Below are 15,938 nucleotides of genomic sequence, written 5' to 3' on the forward strand. Positions count from 1 at the left end.
CCACGGCTCAGCCGCGCAGGGCCTGGTAGAGCGCTTCGGTTTCGGGCATCGGCGCGAGGTCAAGCGCACGGAGCGCCTCCCGGCAGTGCTGGTAAGCGCGCGCCACGCCGCCCAGGTGCCCGCGTGCGTAATGGGCGCGCATCAGCACGCGCGCGGCCGGTTCATGCGCCCCTTCGACGGTGATCGAGCGCTCCGCCAGGCGGGTGGCGAGTTCGAGCTCGCCCTGGGAAAGGGCCAGGCTGGCTTCTTCTACCAGCGCTTCGGGCAGGCGGGCAGCATAGCGTTCGGCTTCGGCTTCCACGTCGGCCAGCGCCACACCGGCCAGTCGCCCGGGCAGCGCCAGCAGCGCTTCGGCGCGCTGTGCGCTGCCCGGGCGGGCCTTGAGGGCCTGCCAGGCTTCCCACAAGTCCACGGTCAGGTCTGGCGAGGCGCGCAGGCGCAGCCACTCACCGCGTTCCAGAAAGTAGGCGCTGCCACCGCCCGGTTCCAGCACCGTGCCCAGCGCGTGCAGCACGATTCGGAAATTGCGTTCGCCGACTTCGGGCTCCAGGTCCGGATAGAGCGCTTCCTGTGCCGCTTCCCGGCTGACTCCTTCCGGATACACCACCAGCAGGGCCAGCAGGTCGCGTGCTTTGGCACGGCCCCAGTCACGCACTTCCTCGCCGCCGCGCTGCACGCCCAGGCGGCCGAGCAGCTGCACGCGCACCTCCACCCCCGGATGCTCCAGCGTCACGTCAGCGTAGCCCAGGTCGCGCGCCAGCAAACGCAGGTACGCAGGAATTTCAGGCGCTTCGCGTGCCAGGCGCGAGAGCAGGGCCGCGCGACCGGCGCGGGTGCGGGCCGGCGTGAAGAGGCTCGGTTTGGACAGCAGGAATGGATAGGCCTGCACGGCGCGCAGTGCGCGGTGCGCGTCGCCCTGACCGGCCGCGTAGAGCGCCAGATCGGCGCAGGCCTGCCCGAACACGTCCCCGCAGTCCTGAAAGTCCCTTCGAGCGCGCTCGAGTTCTTTGATGGCGTTCGGATGCCGGGTTTCCTGCAGTCCAAGCGCGAAGGTCAGGCGCACCAGCGCGGACATGTAGCAGTCTCCACTGCCCTCGCTGATGGTCAGGGCCTGCGCGGCGTGAACGCCTTGCGGATCCAGAAAGGCCAGGCCCATCAGCGGCTCGGCCATCAGGCGCGGCACGGTGTCCTGAGCCAGTGACAAGGCCCGCTCGTAACTGGTGCGGGCTGTGACATCGTCACCCCGTGCCAGCCGCGCATGCCCGAAGCGCGCGTACGCCAGGCTCTGCACGAACGGGCTTTCGAGACGCTCTCCCTCGACGATGCCGCTCTGGGCGCTCTCCTCGGCCTGCGTCAGCTCGCCGGTCAGGGCGCACACCAGGCTTTCGAGCAGCAGGGCTTCACGGTGGTTCTGCGCCGCCCGCTGTCCTCCGACTTCACCCCGCACCCCACGGCGAGCCAGCATGAGTGCGCGTTCCAGATTGCCAGAGCGCAAGGCGAAGCGCGCTCCCTGCGCAATCTCCGGCCACCACTCGACGGCGGCCTCCAGCTGTCCGGCGTTCAGGGCGTTTTCGGCGCGCAACACCCGCAGTTCGGGCGCGTCCGCGCCCTGCAACCGCGCGGCCTGTTCGAGCAGCGCTTCGGCGCGCGCCGGTTGCACGGTATCCAGGTAGATCCGCGCCTGCCCGGTGACCCGGGCCGCCTCTGGGGCACGCTCGTAGGCCTGCAGCGCCTCGTCGTAGCGTGACTGCAGGCGCCTGACGTCCCCCAGCAGCGCGAACAATGCGCTCTGCGCGGTCATGACTTCCTCACCGACGCGTTCCAGCGAGCGCTCCACCATGCTCACCCGGCCCTGTCCGAGCCAGCGCGCACCGTGCAGGACCAGCAGCTCCCCGGCGCGCGCGGTGTTGCCGGCCTGCAGATGGGCCTGCAAGGCGGGGCGGGGTTGCCCGGCGCCTTCGAAGTAGGCTGCACCCCGCAATGCCAGCTCGCGCGCGTGTTCCCGGGGCAGGGCGGCGCGCAGGTGCGCGCGCAGCAGCGGGTGCGCCCGGAAGGCGGTGCCTTCACGGATCAGGAAGGTGCCGCTGCGTGCCAGGGCCTCCAGGTACGTCTCGGCGTGCGTTTCGCCCAGCACACTTTGCAGCAGTTCGGGTGTGAGCGCCTCGAACACGCTCGAGCGCGTCAGGAACTCGCGCAAGGTGGGCTCCAGTGGCCCCAGCACTTCCTGCGCGAGGTAAGCAAAGAGTGCCGAAAGCTGGGGGGGCTCGGCTTCCAGGTTGCGCAGCGCGCCCAGCTGCAGGCGCCTGCCCGAGAGGGCCTGCGCCAGAAAACGGGCGGCAATCGGCCAACCCTCGGTGACCGAGTGCGCCAGCCGCGCGGCGGCGAGGTCCACGCTGACCGCGTGAGCACGCAGCAGCGCCTGTGTCTCCTGCACATCGAAGCTCAGCTCGGCGCTGCCGAGGCGGCGCACTTCCGAACGCGCCTCGAACACCTCCAGGTCAGGCAACTTCAGCGCGGTGCGCGACAGCAGCGCCAGGCGCGGTCCGGCCAGCAGTTCGCGTGACAGCTCGGCAGGCAGATGCTGCGCTTCGTCGAGCACCAGCAGCACATCCTGTGACAGCAGGATGTCCACCAGCCGGCGCACCACCACGTACGGCGCGGCGCCCGCATCGAGCAGCGTCTCGGCGTCCTCGATGCCGGAAAGGCGGGCTGCGCTGAGGACCAGCCCGGCGGCAAAAGCGTGAGGATCGGCGTCGTCCGCGTCCAGGGTGTACCAGCAGCTGCGTCCCAGGTCCGGCAGGTGGGCCGCAAGGGCCGTGGTCTTGCCGTACCCGGCAGGTGCGCTCAGCATGACGATGCGTTCGTCACCGTGCAGCAGGGCGCTCAGGCGTGGTCGGGCCAGCGCGCCGCGCACCTGCGGTGGGCGGGTGCGCCGTGGGGAAGCGTATTCACGCCAGGTCATGCGGACTTTTATTGTAGGAAACCGGACGGCAAAGGTGAATCCTTATACCGCGAGATTTATGAAAATGAGAACTCTTTTGTAGCTTTTCTTTAACCAGCACGGTAAAATCGCTCGTCATGCCTACTCACCGCACGCTCATCGGGGCGGCGCTGCTGACGCTCCTGGGAAGCGCAAATGCCCAGAGCAACGTCGAAACGCAGCTGCTGGCGCGCATCAACGAAGTTCGCGCTCAAGGGTACAACTGCCCTACCGGACGGCGTGCCGCGCAGGACCCGGTGGCGTACAAGCCGGTCAACTCGACCGCCGCGCGGGTCCAGGCGCTCTACATGGCCAGCACGGGGCGGGTGACCCACACCGGCGCGGACGGCAGTTCGCCCAAAGTGCGTGCGGCCTCGTACGGCGTGCAGTCCCCGAGCCTCTCGGAAATCATCTATCTGAACGTCGATGGCCCGATTGAGCGGGCGGTGCAGTGGTGGCTGCACTCGGCAGTGCACTGCAACGTGATCATGGATGGCCGCTACAACTTCGCTGGGGTCAGCGTGGTCAACGGCCCGCGCGGCAAAGCGCACGTGATGGTGTTCAGCAGCCAGTAACCGGTCGCCGCACACCGAACGGATGAAGGGCGCCACACGGCTGTGGTGAGGCGCCTTGCTTTTCTGTAGTTTGGAGCGTCGTACGTCAGCGGCGGCGAACGGTGTTGTTGTTGCCGCTGTTGCTGACCACCGGATCGTTGCCGCCCCAGGTCACGCGGTTGTTGTTGCCGCGCACCGTGACGCGGCGCACCGAGTCGGCCGTGACGGTGTTGCTGTTGCCCGTCACGATGATGTCGTCGCAGACACTGGTGAAAGTCACGAAGTTGCGGTTGCCGCTGATGGTCATGTCGCCACCGTCGCAGGAGATCGACAGACGTGCGTTGTTTTCGCTGACCAGCACATTTCTGGGCACGGACGCGGGACGCACGGCGGCCGGTCTGGTCACGACTGCGGGCGCGCAGGCTGTGAAAGCGCACAGCATGGCAAACAAGGAAACAAGACGAGCGTTGCGCATGACTTCTCCTGCCGGCCAGCCGGGACCGGAACGTGTGAAATAAAAAACCGGCCACTGCAGGCCGGTTTCATTCTACGGTACCAAGTCTGCCCACAGTGGTGCGAACAGGGGCGTGCAAGACCGAAATCGATCAGAAGCCGAAAAAGTTCACGATAATGCTGCTCGCGTCCGGGCCGCACGGATCGCTGTACGAGCCGCCCGAACTGCCTCCGGACCAGGCGTGTCCCAGGCCGTCGATCAGGTACTTGCGCAGCACGACCGCGCCGGTCGCACTGTCCTGGTAGTCGTAGCGGGTGTAGCTGCGGCAGGCCGTGGCACTCGCGCTCGCGTCGGCGGTGTTGTCCACGTTGCCGTTGTCGGTTCCGTCGCTGGCAAGGTCGTTCGTCTGCGCCCACTGCGCGTTTGTCTGGTGGGCGTTCTTGATGTTCACCGTGCCGTCGGACGTGCCGTGAAAGACCAGGGTGGGCATGACGTGCCGGCGGGTGCCCATTTCGCTCGAGCATTCCGTTCCCCGGCTGTTGGGGTCGTAGATGTTGCCGTAGTTCATGGCGTCGGTGGCTCCGGTCGCGCTCAGGGCGGCGCGGTACATCAGGCCCGCGAATGACGCGACTTTCCTGATGTGGTCCGGATAGGTGCAGCCCATGATGTTCGACATGGCCGCGCCCGCCGAGAGGCCTGCGACACCCACGCGGGCGTTGTCGACCCGGTAGTTGCTTTTTACCCAGCTGATCATTCCGGCGATGATGGAGGGCTCGCCGCTGCCCCGGTGCTGGTTGGCGTCATAGAACCAGTTCCAGCAGTCGTAAGCGTTATAGGCAGTGCCCTGTTCGGGGTAGAGCACCAGAAAGTTGCGCGAGTCGGCCAGGGCGTTCATGCGTGTGCCGGCGGCAAAGTCGTAGCCGTCCTGCTTGCAGCCGTGCAGCATCACCATGAGGGGGCGGGCCGTACTGCCGTCGTATCCAGCGGGAACCCACAGGCGGTAGTACCGCGCGCCGTAGGCGTTGCTGTACGTGCCCGACACCCAGTATCCGCTGGCCAGGGGATTCACCCGGGCGTCCGTGTCGGGAGAATCCGTCGAGTGCTGCCCACAGGCAGCGAGCAGGGTCGAGAGTGCCAGAACGGCGGACAGAGCCTGTATGCGCATTGCTCCTCCTGAAAACAACTACTGGATTGCGCGGAGTGTAACATGCCCACAAATAAAAAGCGAAGTCACGAATTTTAATAGGAGCTTCACCAGTTTATTTGAAACCGCGAAAAGGATACAGCGAATGAAACTTCAATTGAAGTTTCATTCGCTGTATTGATTGGCCCAGGTATTATAAAAGCGTTGCGGGGTTATTCAGCGGCTTCACAAAGCCAAATAAGCTTCGCGCACGCTGGGATCCGTCAGCAGGTCGCGTCCCAGGCCCTCGTTGACCACCCGGCCGTTTTCCAGCACGTAGGCGCGCTCGGCCAGCTGCAGACTCTGCATGACGTTCTGCTCGACCAGCAGCACGCCCACCCCGGTGGCGTTCACGGCCTTGAGTGCCCGGAACACGGTCTGGGTCAAGAGCGGAGAGAGGCCCAGGCTCGGCTCGTCCACCAAGAGCACCTTGGGACAGCTCATCAGGGCCCGTCCGACCGCCAGCATCTGCTGCTCACCGCCGGACAGCGTACCGGCCAGTTGTGAGCGCCGCTCGGCCAGGCGTGGAAAGAGTTCTTGCACCTGCGCCAGGGTCTCGTTTTTGCGCGTCCGCGCTTCATCCCGGATGCTGGCGCCCAGTTCGAGGTTCTCCAGCACGGTCATGCCGGGAAAGAGCTCACGGCCTTCCGGCACGTGCCCCAGGCCCAGCTTGACGATCTGGGTAGGAGAGAGGCGCGTCAGGTCCTGGCCCTTCAGGGTGACCCGCCCGCCGCCAGGGCGCAGCAAACCCGACACGGCGCGCAGCGTGGTGGTCTTGCCCGCGCCGTTGGCGCCGATCACCGCCACGAATTCGCCCTCGGCAAGGCGCAGGTTCACGTCCCACAGCACCTGCACCTTGCCGTATCCGGCGCGCAGGTTCTCAATGACCAGCTCCACTCGCCACCTCCGCTTCCACTCCCACTTCACTGCTCATCTCGCTGCCCAGGTAAGCCTCGATCACGCGGGGCTCACGGACCACCTGCGCATAAGTTCCCTGCGCCAGTACCCGTCCGGCGTCCATCACGACCACCCGGTGCGCCAGGTCACGCACCACCGGCATGATGTGCTCGATAAACAGCACGCTCACCCCGCCCGCCTGCACCCGGCGCACCAGTTCCACCGCTTCCTGCGATTCACCGGGACGCAGGCCCGCCATCACCTCGTCGAGCAAAAGCACCTTGGGCTGGGTGGCCAGGGCCCGCGCCACTTCCAGGCGCTTGTCCTGCAGCAGCGTCAGTTCGTGCGCGGGCTTGTCGGCGTGCGCACTCAGGCCGGTGAACTCCAGCAGCTCCCAGGCCTGAGCGCGCGCAGTTCCCAGTGACGTACCGCTCTTGCCGAACAGCGCGCCCACCGTGACGTTTTCCAGCACCGTCATTTCGGGAAAGGGACGCACGATCTGAAACGCGCGCCCCAGCCCCAGGTGGCAGCGTTCCTCCATGCTGAGGTTCGTCACGTCGCGGCCCATCAGCTGCAGCTGCCCGGTGGTCGGACGGTAGAGGCCCGAAAGCAGGTTGAGCAGGGTGGTCTTGCCCGCGCCGTTCGGACCGATGACCGCCAGGATTTCACCCCCGTACAGATCGAAGCTGATGTCGGCCACGGCCATCAGGCCACCAAAGCGCTTTGCCAGATTCTGGGCGCGCAGCAGCGGCACCGTCGAAGCCGTGGGCGCGCTCATACGTCACCTCCGTGCCGGCGGCGCAGCAGGCCCATCAAGCCGCGCGGCAAAAAGAGAATCGAGAGGATCAGCACCAGGCCGTACACCACCAGATACCCCTGCTTGATGTAGTTGTGCAGTACCTCCTCGGCAATTCTCAGCACCACCGCGCCCAGAATCGGGCCCAGGGTGGTGTAGAGCCCACCGAAGATGCTGGTCGTGAGCGGCGCGATGCTGGTGGCGATGCTGAAGGTGTCGCCGGGTGAGATGAAAAAGGTCTTGCCGGCGAAGAGCACCCCGGCGAGGGCGGCCAGAAAACTCGACAGCGCGAAGGCGATCAGCTTGAAGCGCACGACCGGTACGCCCAGCACCCGCGCGACCTCCTCACCCTGACGGGTCGCGGCGAACGCGAAGCCCAGGCGTGAGAAACGCACCCATAAGCTGGCCAGCACCGTCAGCAGCAGAATGAACAGCGCCAGGTAGAACTGCGCCCGTGAGTTGCCGCCCAGCAGCGCCGGGACCAGCAGGCCGTTGGCGCCGCCCGCGACCTCGTCGGGCAAATTCTGGACGATGGTGCGGACCACTTCGGTGAAGGCCAGCGTGGCAATGGCGAAATACATCCCGCTCAGGCGCAGGGTCACCGCGCCCAGCACCACGCTGATCAGGGCGGCCAGCAGGGCAGCCACGGGCATCGCCACGAACCACGGCACTACCTTGCCCAGCAGCGCGAAGCCGTAGGCGCCCAGGCCATAGAAAGCCGCGTGTGCCAGCGACACCTGACCGCTGCGCGCCAAAATGTCCCAGCTGAGCGCCAGAATGCCGGCGACAACCGTAAAAAAAGCGATCTGCAGGTAATATTCGGCGCGGTCCCCAAACGGCAGAAAGGGAAACACCAGCGCCAGCGCGAAGAGGACACCCAGCGGAACGAGGCTGCGCAGGGTGCCGGAGTCGTCGGCGTGGCGGCGCGCAGGCGTTCCCGACCGAGTCACGTTCCCTTTCATCGGCGCACCCCGCCCCACGAGCGACCCACCAGCGTCACGAAGATCAGCAGGAAGAACACCGCGTCGCTCCAGCCGCCGCCGCCGGGAACGTACGTCTGCACGAGCGCCTCGGAGACGCCCAGCACCACGCTGGCCCACAGCACGCCGGTCAGGTTTCCCAGGCCGGCCATCACGATGATCGCGAAGGCCTTGAGCGCGAAGACCAGGCCCACCGTGGGGCTCGCGAACAGCAGAATGCTGACCAGCACCCCGGCCACCGCCGCCAGCGCACTTGCAACACCGAAGGCGATCAGGTACACGCGGTCCACGTCGATGCCGATCAGGGCGCTGCCCCGGCGGTTCTGGGCCACCGCGCGCATCTGGCGCCCCAGGGTGGTGCGGTACAACACGAAGTACAGGGCGCCCAGCAGGGCCGCGGCCAGCCCGAAGGCCAGCAGCTTGGGAAAGCCGACTGACAGCTCACCCAGACTGACGCTCAGGCCCTGGTAAGGCGTGCTGACCGTGCGGGTGTTGCCGCCGAACAGCAGCAGCGCGAGGTTTTGCAGCAGGATGCTGATCCCGAAGGTCAGCAGCATCTGGTTGAGCTCCGGTGCGAGCAGCACGTGCCGGATGGTGGTGCGGTACGTGAAGGCGCCTGCACCGTACATCGCCAGCGCCGCGATTGGCAGCGCGATGAGGGGGTCCATGCCGAGGTAGGCGAGCAGGCCCCACGACAGAAAAGCGCCGACCATCAGAAATTCGCCGTGGGCAAAGTTGACGATGCCGACCACGCCCACCGCAAGCGCCAGACCCGAAGCCACCAGGGCGTAGATTCCGCTCTGCAGCAGGCCGTTCAGTAAGGTTTGCAGGAATAGTTCCATAAGCGTGCCGCTTCAGCGCGAAGGGCGGAGCACAACGACTGGCGCTCCGCCCTTCGCGCTCTGCGTGCTCCTTTACTTGCGGTACACCAGCGGCTTGCTGGCGAACTTGATGGGATAAATCGGCGCGCGACCTTCACCCAGGAACTGGAAATGCAGCCAGTTCTCACCCTTGAAGCCCTGGTACTTGATCTTGTTGCTCTTGCTGAAGGTCAGCTTGCCAAACGGCGTGTCCATGTTGGTTTTGGCCAGTTCGGCGGCAACTTTGGCCTTGTCGGTGCTGCCGGCCTTGTTGATGGCTTCGGCAAGCGAGATCAGGTTGACGTACGCGAGCGGCGCGAAGTACTCCTCGGTGATGTTGCCGAATTTCTTCTTGTACGCCGCTACGAATTCGCGCGAGGCTTTCTGCGGTGAGGAAGGCAGCCAGAGGCTCAGGCCCGCCACTCCGTCGGAGAGGCTGTTCTTCTCGAAGCCGACCGGCCAGGAGGGTGGGGTGCCGTACACCATGCCGACGTCCAGGCCCTGCTGTTTGATCTCTGTTTCCAGTGGCAGGGCGTCGGTGTCGTAGCCGATCCAGTAGAAGATGTCGGGCTTGGCGGCCTTGGCCTTGCTGACAATCGGGCCGAAGCTGCCGCTGCCGGTCTTGAACTTCTCGGTCAGGACGACGTTGAAGCCGGCCTTCTTGAAGGCGGCGACGGTGTCGTTGATGCCCGCCGATCCAAAGGGACCGTCTTCATAGGCGATGGCGATGTTCTTGGCGCCCTTGGTGCGCTTGAGGTAGCGGAAGAACTCGTTGATCGCCTGGAAGTTGTAGTACGACCACGGATGGTAGTGAAAGAAGTACTCGTGGTCGGCAAAGGCGTCCTCTACGGGCACGGCGGCCGCGCCGATCCAGGCCATGAAGGTGTCATACTGTTTGGCCGGGCCCGACAGCGCGATGGACGTGGCGCTTGCTACGCCGCCCGCCATAAAGTCCACCTTGTCCACCGTCTGCAGCTTCACAAAGGCCGGCACCGCCTTGGCCGCCGCCGACTGGTCGTCCTCGAAGACCACTTCGAGGGGTTTGCCCAGCACCCCACCCTTGGCGTTGATTTCATCGAGTGCCAGACGGTAGCCGCTCTGCGCTGCTTGACCCGATACGCTGCTGGCGCCCGACAGGGGCAGCAGCACGCCCACCTTCACTGCACCCGCACTCGAAAGCGCGAGCAACACGCCCGTGATGACCAGTCTGTTCATTGTTTTCTCCTCGCAGGCAGTCTAGGGGGTCGGTGTTACGGTGACGTAACACCGACCCCCTACAGTGGCCGCGTGCCTCGCAAGCCGACCTTTCTTTTGCTCCGGCGACGCGCGCCGTGGTGGCCTTGCCCGCTGACGGTCGTGCCGGAGCGTGCCTGCCCGCAAATTCCGGAAAGGCGGTCATGAATTCATCGTCCGTGAGCCCCGCGGCGTCACTCGGGCTGGACACTTTCACCTTCGAAACGACGGCCGTTCTCGGTGGTGTGCCGGTGCCCCTGCGACTGGGCGTCGAGACGTACGGCACCCTGAACGCCGCGCGGACGAATGCCGTGCTGGTCTGCCATTACTACACCGGCACCTCGCACGCGGCGGGCCGCTCGGCCGGGGACGACGCACCCGGCTGGTGGGACGCCCTGATCGGGCCGGGCAAGGCAGTGGACACCGAGCGGTTTTTCGTGGTGTGCATGAACACCCCGTCGAACGTGCAGGCTGCTGACGCACGTGTGGTCACCACCGGACCGGGCACCCTGCATCCGGACGGTACGCCCTGGGGGGCGCGTTTTCCTGCCTGGGATTTCGCGGACCTGGTCGCGGTGCAGTGGGCCCTGCTGCGCTCGTTTGGCGCGCTGCGCTGGCACGCGGTGATCGGTCCGAGTCTTGGGGGCATGCAGGCCCTGCAGTGGGCGGCAAGAAAACCGGAGCTGACCCCGCGTGTCGCCGCCATCGTGACAAGTCCTTACGCGGGCGTGGTGCTGCGCGAGGTGTTCGCGCCGCTGCTGCATGACGTGGCGCGCAGCGGGGGCATTCTGGCGGCGCTGCGGCTGATCACCTTGTTCGGTTGGGGGGCCGACGGGCTGCACGCTTCTTTTGGCCGCACGGGCGTGGACCTTGCCAGTTACCTGCCGGCGCGCGCTTCGCACGCGGTGCTGGCGCACGTGCTCGACATCGCGCGCCTCGTCACCACCCACGACCTGCGCGCGGTAGCCCCTCCCGCAGAACTCGCGCGGCGCTGGCAAGAGGCACAGGTGCGCCTGCTGACGGTCAACGTGCGCGGCGACCAGTTCTTTCCCTGCGCCGAGATGCGTGACTTCGCGCAGGTCACGCGTGAAGCGGGCGCGCGGCACACCCACCTGGAAATCGAGAGTGAGCAGGGACACCTCGCCTGCGTGAACGAGACGGCACTGTTCGCGCCAGCGCTCCGTGCGCTGCTGCAGGACGGAGAAGCCTGATGGGCGCGTCGCTGGCTTTGTCACGCGGCGGAGCGGGCCGGCCGCTGATCGCCCTGCACGGCAACTTCGCCTCCAGAGCCTGGTGGTGTGACCTGGTGCAGCATCCACCGGGCGGCCATGAGGTGCTGGCGCCCGATCTGCCAGGTTTTGCCGACTCTCCCGTGAGCTGTCCGCCGGACATCGGGGCGTATGCGGACGCCGTGGAAGCGCTCGTGCAGGAGCTGGGCCTCGACATGCCCGCCCTGCTGGGTCACTCGCTGGGCGGCGCGGTGGCGCTGGAGCTGGCGTCACGCGCTCCTGAGCGCTACGCAGCCCTGGTGCTGGCGGGTAGCTGCCCGCTGAGCGGCCTCAAGACGCCCGAGGAGAACTACCCGGTGCTGGAGCTGATGCGCCACAACCCGGCGCTGGTCGAGGCGAGCTTCTCGGCGCTGTTTCCAAGTGGGCGCCCCGCGAATTTTGCGCAGCTGGTCGTGGATGCTGGGCGCATGCAGGCGGAGCATTACTCGGGCAATCCCCGGGCACTGGAGCGCTGGCAGGTGGCGCACTTGCCGAAGCTGCCGACCCTGGTGCTGGGTGGGGGGCTCGACCAGTTGGCCACGCCCGAGCTGGTGCGGGTGCAGGCGCGGGCCCTGAACGCCCGCTGCGTGATCTTCGAGGAGTGCGGCCACGGTTTTCCGCAGGAAGCGCCGCAGCGCTTCAGAGAAGTCCTCGAGGATTTTCTGGGAACGCTGCCTTTGAAGGCCGAGGCGGCCGCTCAACCGAACGCTCGTTTGTTATCTTGAATCAAGACCACGATCCACCTGGAGGAGACATGAACAAGCTTTACGCCAGTGCCGCCGAAGCGCTTGACGGCCTCGTGGAGGACGGCGCGCTGCTCGCCGTGGGAGGCTTTGGCCTGTGCGGGATTCCCGAAGCCCTGATTCTGGCTTTGCGTGACTGTGGTGCCCGTAACCTCACGGTGGTCAGCAACAACGCCGGGGTCGACGGTTGGGGCCTCGGCCTGCTGCTCGGCACGCGCCAGATCAAGAAGATGGTCAGCAGTTACGTCGGTGAGAACAAGGAATTCGAACGTCAGTTTCTGGCCGGCGAACTCGAGCTCGAATTCGTGCCGCAGGGTACGCTGGCCGAACGCCTGCGTGCGGGTGGCGCGGGCATTCCGGGCTTCTACACCAAGACCGGTGTGGGCACCGTCGTGGCCGACGGCAAGGAGCACAAGGTCTTCGACGGCGAGACGTTCATCCTCGAACGTGGAATTCGCGCGGACGTGGCCCTGGTGAAAGCCTGGAAGGCGGACAAGGCCGGAAACCTCGTGTACCGCAAGACCGCGCGCAACTTCAATCCGATGGTCGCCACCAGCGGTCGCGTGACAGTCGCCGAAGTCGAGGAAATCGTGGAGGTCGGCGAACTCGATCCCGACGAGATTCACACGCCGGGCATTTTCGTGCAGCGTCTCGTGCTGAACCCCGTTCCCGAAAAACGCATCGAGCAGCGCACCGTACGCCAGAGTGCCGAGGTCCAGAAAGCAGAGGTCCGGTAATGCCCTGGAACCGCAATGAAATGGCTCAGCGTGCCGCGCAGGAACTGCGCGACGGTTACTACGTCAACCTCGGTATCGGCTTGCCCACGCTGGTGGCCAACTTCATCCCGCCGGGCATGGACGTGGTGTTGCAGTCCGAAAACGGGCTGCTGGGCATCGGCCCGTTTCCCACCGAAGACGACGTCGACCCCGATCTCATCAACGCCGGCAAGCAGACCGTGACTGCCCTGCCGGGCGCGAGCTTTTTCTCGAGTGCCGACAGTTTCGCCATGATTCGTGGGGGGCACATCAACCTGGCGATTCTGGGCGCCATGCAGGTGAGCGAGGCAGGCGACCTCGCCAACTGGATGATTCCCGGCAAGATGGTCAAGGGCATGGGTGGCGCGATGGACCTCGTCGCGGGCGTGCAGCGGGTGGTCGTCTTGATGGAACACACTGCCAAGAACGGAGAGCACAAGATTCTCGGTGAGTGCAACCTGCCACTCACCGGCCAGGGCGTCGTGGACCGCATCATCACCGACCTGTGCGTGCTCGACGTGACCCCGGACGGTCTGAAGCTCGTGGAGCTCGCGCCCGGCGTGAGCGTGCAGGACGTGCAGGACAAGACGGGCGCGCCGGTCGACACGGGCGCCCTGGCAGCGGCTCAGCCCTGAAGGTCAGCCGGACAGAGGAAAGCTGCCTGTCCGGCTGACCTTCAGCGTGAACAGGAACGCAACTGAGCGCTTTCTCCTTCACCCGGGAGAAAGCGCTCACCCAGCCGGATGCACGGGGCCGCGGCCAGAAATGGCACGCGCGTCGAGCAAATTGCTGGATTCATGTTCATGGTACACGAAGTGGCCGTTCGTGTGGTGAAGGCCTGCCGGCAGGCGCGACCCTGGGTGCCCGACCACCCGGTCAGTTACCTTTTGCGTCCCAGCAGCACCGTTTTGTGGCTCCCACGGAGAGCGCGAAGTGCGCGCTGATCGTGCATCCACTCAGGATGCGGCGCGCGCAGCGGCGCGGCCAGGTCAAGGCCCAGCAGGGAATCCTGAACGTGTTTACGCAGGGCCACGTCCGCCAGGAAGTACCCATGATTCTCGAGAATGGCGATTTCGGCGCTGCTGAAGGCGTCGAGATCAGTGCGAATCCGCCGGATCCGCTCTGCCACCTCTGGCCCGTATCCGGGCGCGCCTGGCTGATAGCGCTGAGGACTGCCGGCCACGCTCCAGTAGGCACCCGAAAGCGTACCGTTCTGGTAGGCGCCGATCAGGATGCGTTTGCGGACCGCGCGAGCCTGCGCGTCGACGATCATCACGTAGCGGGACAGCAGCTTCAGCAGCCGCGTCGGGCCCTGCGTGTCCTCGGCGAAGTCCAGGCTACCGCCACCATCGCTGACAAAGACCGTCGCGTGGTTCTTCCAGACGGCCTCGGTCGCGTCGTTGGCGTACACGCCACCGTCGCTGAGGGTCAAACCCCGCACGAGGCGGTCGCGTTCCCCGGCGGGCAGCCGCAACCCGCCTTTGAGCTGCCGGGAATCGAGTTTCGGATGCAGTGGCCCGAAGATCGGTGGAAAGCAGGCGCTGGCCGCCACGGCGCGTGACAGGCGAAACGACGGGCCCTTGAGGTACCCGGCGCGGTAACTGCCCAGTCGCGAGCGGCGAAACGTAAAGAGCACCCCGAAGGCCAGGTCAGTGGCACAGATGATGAAGTCCGGCCGGACGGGCAGGCCGGTCAGCTCTGCAGTGCCCAGTTCACTTTCCAGCCGCTCGGCCAGCGCCTCGACCGCACTTTGCCCGATGAGTCCGAAGCTCAGGGCCCGCAGGATTCCCCGAAGCAGGGCGGGTGTCCGGATGTCCTGACGGGCCAGGGCGCGCACCGGCATGGCGAGGCGCGTGTCGAACTCGGCGGTCGAGAGCGCCGCGCCCTGCGGCCAGGGCAGCTTCGTCGCCAGAAAGGCCGCCAGGATACTGCCCCCGGACACGCTCGACACGCTGTCGAGCCGGGTGAGCAGGCCCACTTCGTTCAGGCGCCTCAGCGCGCCAAGGTGAAAGAGCAGCGCGCGGTAACCGCCGCCCGAGAGACACAGGGCGACCCCATTGCGGCGAGAATCAGCTGGTCCGGTCATGGCATCCGTGGGCGGGCAGGGTAACCCGGCTGCCCCGGTTCCTTCAGCTTACGGTCCGGCGTTTGCCCGGCGGCGTGAAAAACTGCGCGGGCAAACGCGCCCCAAAAATCGGCCCTGCATTTGCAGGGCCGACGTTGCCGTTTTTGGTCAGCTTCGGCGCCGGGTCAGCTGATTTTGCAGCACCACCACCAGCAGCAGAAACGCGCCGCGGATGACGCTTTGCCAGTAGGCGCTGAGGCTGATGGTGCCGCGTCCGTTCTCGAAGTTCAGGATGTTGAAGATGATGCCCAGCAGCAGCACACCCACCAGGGAACTGCCCACCGACCCCAGGCCGCCGGTCAGCAGGGTGCCGCCCACCACGACCGCAGCGATGGCGGTGAGTTCCCAGCCCAGTCCTTCGGTCGGTTGCCCGGCGCCGAACTGGCTGGCCAGAATCACGCCTGCCAGGCCTGCCAGGGCGCCCGACAGGGTGTAGACCAGCACCTTGATGCGCTCGACGTTGAGTCCCATCAGGCGCGCGGCTTCCTCGTTGCCGCCCACGGCCAGCACATGCCGACCGAAGGTGCTGGAGCGCAGTATCAGCGCGCCGAGCGCGAAGGCGGCGAACAGCACCAGCGCCGTGTAGGGCACGCCGAGCAGGTTGCCCTGTCCGAAGGTGGTGAAGTTCCGCTCGTAATCGACGCTGACCGACTGGTTGCCCGCAAAGAGCAGCGCCAGGCCGCGCGCCGCGAGCAGCATCGCCAGGGTGGTGATAAAGGGCAGAATGCGCGCGTAGGCAATCAGCAGGCCGTTGATGAGCCCGAGGATGGCGGCGGCGGCCACGGCGCCCAGCAGCGCGGGCCACAGACCAAAAGGGCTGAGCAGCGCGGCGATGACGCTTGCGAAGGCGGCAACACTGCCCACCGACAGATCGATGCCGCCGGAGATGATCACGAAGGTCATGCCCAGGGCGATCAGGCCGAACATCGAGTTGTACGACAGCACGGTCGAGACGTTGTAGACCGACAAGAAACCTTCGTAGCGCAGGGCACCGAAGATGACGAGCAGCGCCAGTGCGGCCAGCACGCCGTAGCGTTGCAGCAGGCTGGCCCAGCGGGCGCGTCGGGTGAGGCTGGCCGGGGGTGTGGAAGTCGCGGTGGTCATGGGCTC

15 protein-coding genes are annotated in these 15,938 nt (G+C 66.2%); 5 read left to right on the forward strand and 10 right to left on the reverse strand.

The window, feature by feature from the left end; translation table 11 throughout:
* Positions 1-7: 7 nt before the first annotated feature.
* Positions 8-2,962: an AfsR/SARP family transcriptional regulator gene (locus DEIPE_RS09835; protein WP_015235813.1), complete on the reverse strand. Its 2,955-nt coding sequence runs from the start codon at positions 2,960-2,962 to the stop codon at positions 8-10.
* 116 nt (positions 2,963-3,078) lie between these two features.
* Here DEIPE_RS09835 and DEIPE_RS09840 point away from each other — a divergent pair, with 116 nt between their 5' ends.
* Positions 3,079-3,555 carry a CAP domain-containing protein gene (locus tag DEIPE_RS09840; RefSeq protein WP_015235814.1) on the forward strand — a complete coding sequence of 159 codons (477 nt, stop codon included), beginning with the start codon at positions 3,079-3,081 and terminating at the stop codon, positions 3,553-3,555.
* An 85-nt stretch (positions 3,556-3,640) separates the two neighbouring features.
* Here DEIPE_RS09840 and DEIPE_RS22200 read toward each other — a convergent pair whose 3' ends face one another.
* The 7 genes from DEIPE_RS22200 to DEIPE_RS09875 all read right to left on the reverse strand — a co-directional run bounded on the left by DEIPE_RS22200 (position 3,641) and on the right by DEIPE_RS09875 (position 9,919).
* Positions 3,641-4,009: a DUF3060 domain-containing protein gene (locus DEIPE_RS22200; RefSeq protein ID WP_015235815.1), complete on the reverse strand. Its 369-nt coding sequence runs from the start codon at positions 4,007-4,009 to the stop codon at positions 3,641-3,643.
* 130 nt (positions 4,010-4,139) lie between these two features.
* On the reverse strand, positions 4,140-5,153 hold the full coding sequence (locus DEIPE_RS09850; protein ID WP_015235816.1) for an extracellular catalytic domain type 1 short-chain-length polyhydroxyalkanoate depolymerase: 1,014 nt from the start codon (positions 5,151-5,153) through the stop codon (positions 4,140-4,142).
* 204 nt (positions 5,154-5,357) lie between these two features.
* The gene (locus tag DEIPE_RS09855; RefSeq protein WP_015235817.1) at positions 5,358-6,068 is read right to left on the reverse strand and encodes an ABC transporter ATP-binding protein; all 711 of its coding nucleotides are present in this window, start codon (positions 6,066-6,068) and stop codon (positions 5,358-5,360) included.
* On the reverse strand, positions 6,052-6,846 hold the full coding sequence (locus DEIPE_RS09860; RefSeq protein ID WP_015235818.1) for an ABC transporter ATP-binding protein: 795 nt from the start codon (positions 6,844-6,846) through the stop codon (positions 6,052-6,054). The genes DEIPE_RS09855 and DEIPE_RS09860 overlap by 17 nt, the downstream gene beginning before the upstream one ends.
* Positions 6,843-7,826, reverse strand: a complete 984-nt coding sequence (locus DEIPE_RS09865; protein WP_015235819.1) for a branched-chain amino acid ABC transporter permease — start codon at positions 7,824-7,826, stop codon at positions 6,843-6,845. Before DEIPE_RS09865 ends, DEIPE_RS09860 begins: the two co-directional genes overlap by 4 nt.
* Positions 7,823-8,686: a branched-chain amino acid ABC transporter permease gene (locus DEIPE_RS09870; protein ID WP_015235820.1), complete on the reverse strand. Its 864-nt coding sequence runs from the start codon at positions 8,684-8,686 to the stop codon at positions 7,823-7,825. The genes DEIPE_RS09865 and DEIPE_RS09870 overlap by 4 nt, the downstream gene beginning before the upstream one ends.
* 72 nt (positions 8,687-8,758) lie before the next feature.
* A complete protein-coding gene (locus DEIPE_RS09875) occupies positions 8,759-9,919 on the reverse strand; it encodes an ABC transporter substrate-binding protein (protein ID WP_015235821.1) in 1,161 nt (386 codons plus the stop codon).
* Positions 9,920-10,101: 182 nt separating this feature from the next.
* On the opposite strand from DEIPE_RS09875, the gene DEIPE_RS09880 reads away from it, so the two are divergent.
* Genes DEIPE_RS09880 through DEIPE_RS09895 form a run of 4 tightly spaced genes read left to right on the forward strand, consistent with a single transcriptional unit; the run spans position 10,102 to position 13,338 of the window.
* On the forward strand, positions 10,102-11,148 hold the full coding sequence (locus tag DEIPE_RS09880; protein WP_015235822.1) for an alpha/beta fold hydrolase: 1,047 nt from the start codon (positions 10,102-10,104) through the stop codon (positions 11,146-11,148).
* A complete protein-coding gene (locus DEIPE_RS09885; RefSeq protein ID WP_015235823.1) occupies positions 11,148-11,930 on the forward strand; it encodes an alpha/beta fold hydrolase in 783 nt (260 codons plus the stop codon). Before DEIPE_RS09880 ends, DEIPE_RS09885 begins: the two co-directional genes overlap by 1 nt.
* A gap of 29 nt (positions 11,931-11,959) precedes the next feature.
* Positions 11,960-12,685 carry a CoA transferase subunit A gene (locus DEIPE_RS09890; RefSeq protein ID WP_015235824.1) on the forward strand — a complete coding sequence of 242 codons (726 nt, stop codon included), beginning with the start codon at positions 11,960-11,962 and terminating at the stop codon, positions 12,683-12,685.
* The gene (locus DEIPE_RS09895; protein ID WP_015235825.1) at positions 12,685-13,338 is read left to right on the forward strand and encodes a CoA transferase subunit B; all 654 of its coding nucleotides are present in this window, start codon (positions 12,685-12,687) and stop codon (positions 13,336-13,338) included. The genes DEIPE_RS09890 and DEIPE_RS09895 overlap by 1 nt, the downstream gene beginning before the upstream one ends.
* A gap of 245 nt (positions 13,339-13,583) precedes the next feature.
* Here DEIPE_RS09895 and DEIPE_RS09900 read toward each other — a convergent pair whose 3' ends face one another.
* A complete protein-coding gene (locus DEIPE_RS09900) occupies positions 13,584-14,789 on the reverse strand; it encodes a patatin-like phospholipase family protein (protein WP_015235826.1) in 1,206 nt (401 codons plus the stop codon).
* Positions 14,790-14,936: 147 nt separating this feature from the next.
* The gene (locus DEIPE_RS09905; protein ID WP_015235827.1) at positions 14,937-15,932 is read right to left on the reverse strand and encodes an ABC transporter permease; all 996 of its coding nucleotides are present in this window, start codon (positions 15,930-15,932) and stop codon (positions 14,937-14,939) included.
* Positions 15,933-15,938 lie beyond the last annotated feature (6 nt).

Origin of the sequence: Deinococcus peraridilitoris DSM 19664, assembly GCF_000317835.1 — a bacterium.
GTDB lineage: Bacteria > Deinococcota > Deinococci > Deinococcales > Deinococcaceae > Deinococcus_A > Deinococcus_A peraridilitoris.

Bases quoted from the DNA above. Each gene is read 5' to 3' on its own strand.
- DEIPE_RS09880 (WP_015235822.1), top strand. From the start codon at position 10,102: ATGAATTCATCGTCCGTGAGCCCCGCGGCGTCACTCGGGCTGGACACT.
- DEIPE_RS09850 (WP_015235816.1), bottom strand. From the start codon at position 5,153: ATGCGCATACAGGCTCTGTCCGCCGTTCTGGCACTCTCGACCCTGCTC.
- DEIPE_RS09865 (WP_015235819.1), bottom strand. From the start codon at position 7,826: ATGAAAGGGAACGTGACTCGGTCGGGAACGCCTGCGCGCCGCCACGCC.
- DEIPE_RS09895 (WP_015235825.1), top strand. From the start codon at position 12,685: ATGCCCTGGAACCGCAATGAAATGGCTCAGCGTGCCGCGCAGGAACTG.
- DEIPE_RS09890 (WP_015235824.1), top strand. From the start codon at position 11,960: ATGAACAAGCTTTACGCCAGTGCCGCCGAAGCGCTTGACGGCCTCGTG.
- DEIPE_RS09885 (WP_015235823.1), top strand. From the start codon at position 11,148: ATGGGCGCGTCGCTGGCTTTGTCACGCGGCGGAGCGGGCCGGCCGCTG.
- DEIPE_RS09905 (WP_015235827.1), bottom strand. From the start codon at position 15,932: ATGACCACCGCGACTTCCACACCCCCGGCCAGCCTCACCCGACGCGCC.
- DEIPE_RS09900 (WP_015235826.1), bottom strand. From the start codon at position 14,789: ATGACCGGACCAGCTGATTCTCGCCGCAATGGGGTCGCCCTGTGTCTC.
- DEIPE_RS09860 (WP_015235818.1), bottom strand. From the start codon at position 6,846: ATGAGCGCGCCCACGGCTTCGACGGTGCCGCTGCTGCGCGCCCAGAAT.
- DEIPE_RS22200 (WP_015235815.1), bottom strand. From the start codon at position 4,009: ATGCGCAACGCTCGTCTTGTTTCCTTGTTTGCCATGCTGTGCGCTTTC.
- DEIPE_RS09835 (WP_015235813.1), bottom strand. From the start codon at position 2,962: ATGACCTGGCGTGAATACGCTTCCCCACGGCGCACCCGCCCACCGCAG.
- DEIPE_RS09870 (WP_015235820.1), bottom strand. From the start codon at position 8,686: ATGGAACTATTCCTGCAAACCTTACTGAACGGCCTGCTGCAGAGCGGA.
- DEIPE_RS09840 (WP_015235814.1), top strand. From the start codon at position 3,079: ATGCCTACTCACCGCACGCTCATCGGGGCGGCGCTGCTGACGCTCCTG.
- DEIPE_RS09875 (WP_015235821.1), bottom strand. From the start codon at position 9,919: ATGAACAGACTGGTCATCACGGGCGTGTTGCTCGCGCTTTCGAGTGCG.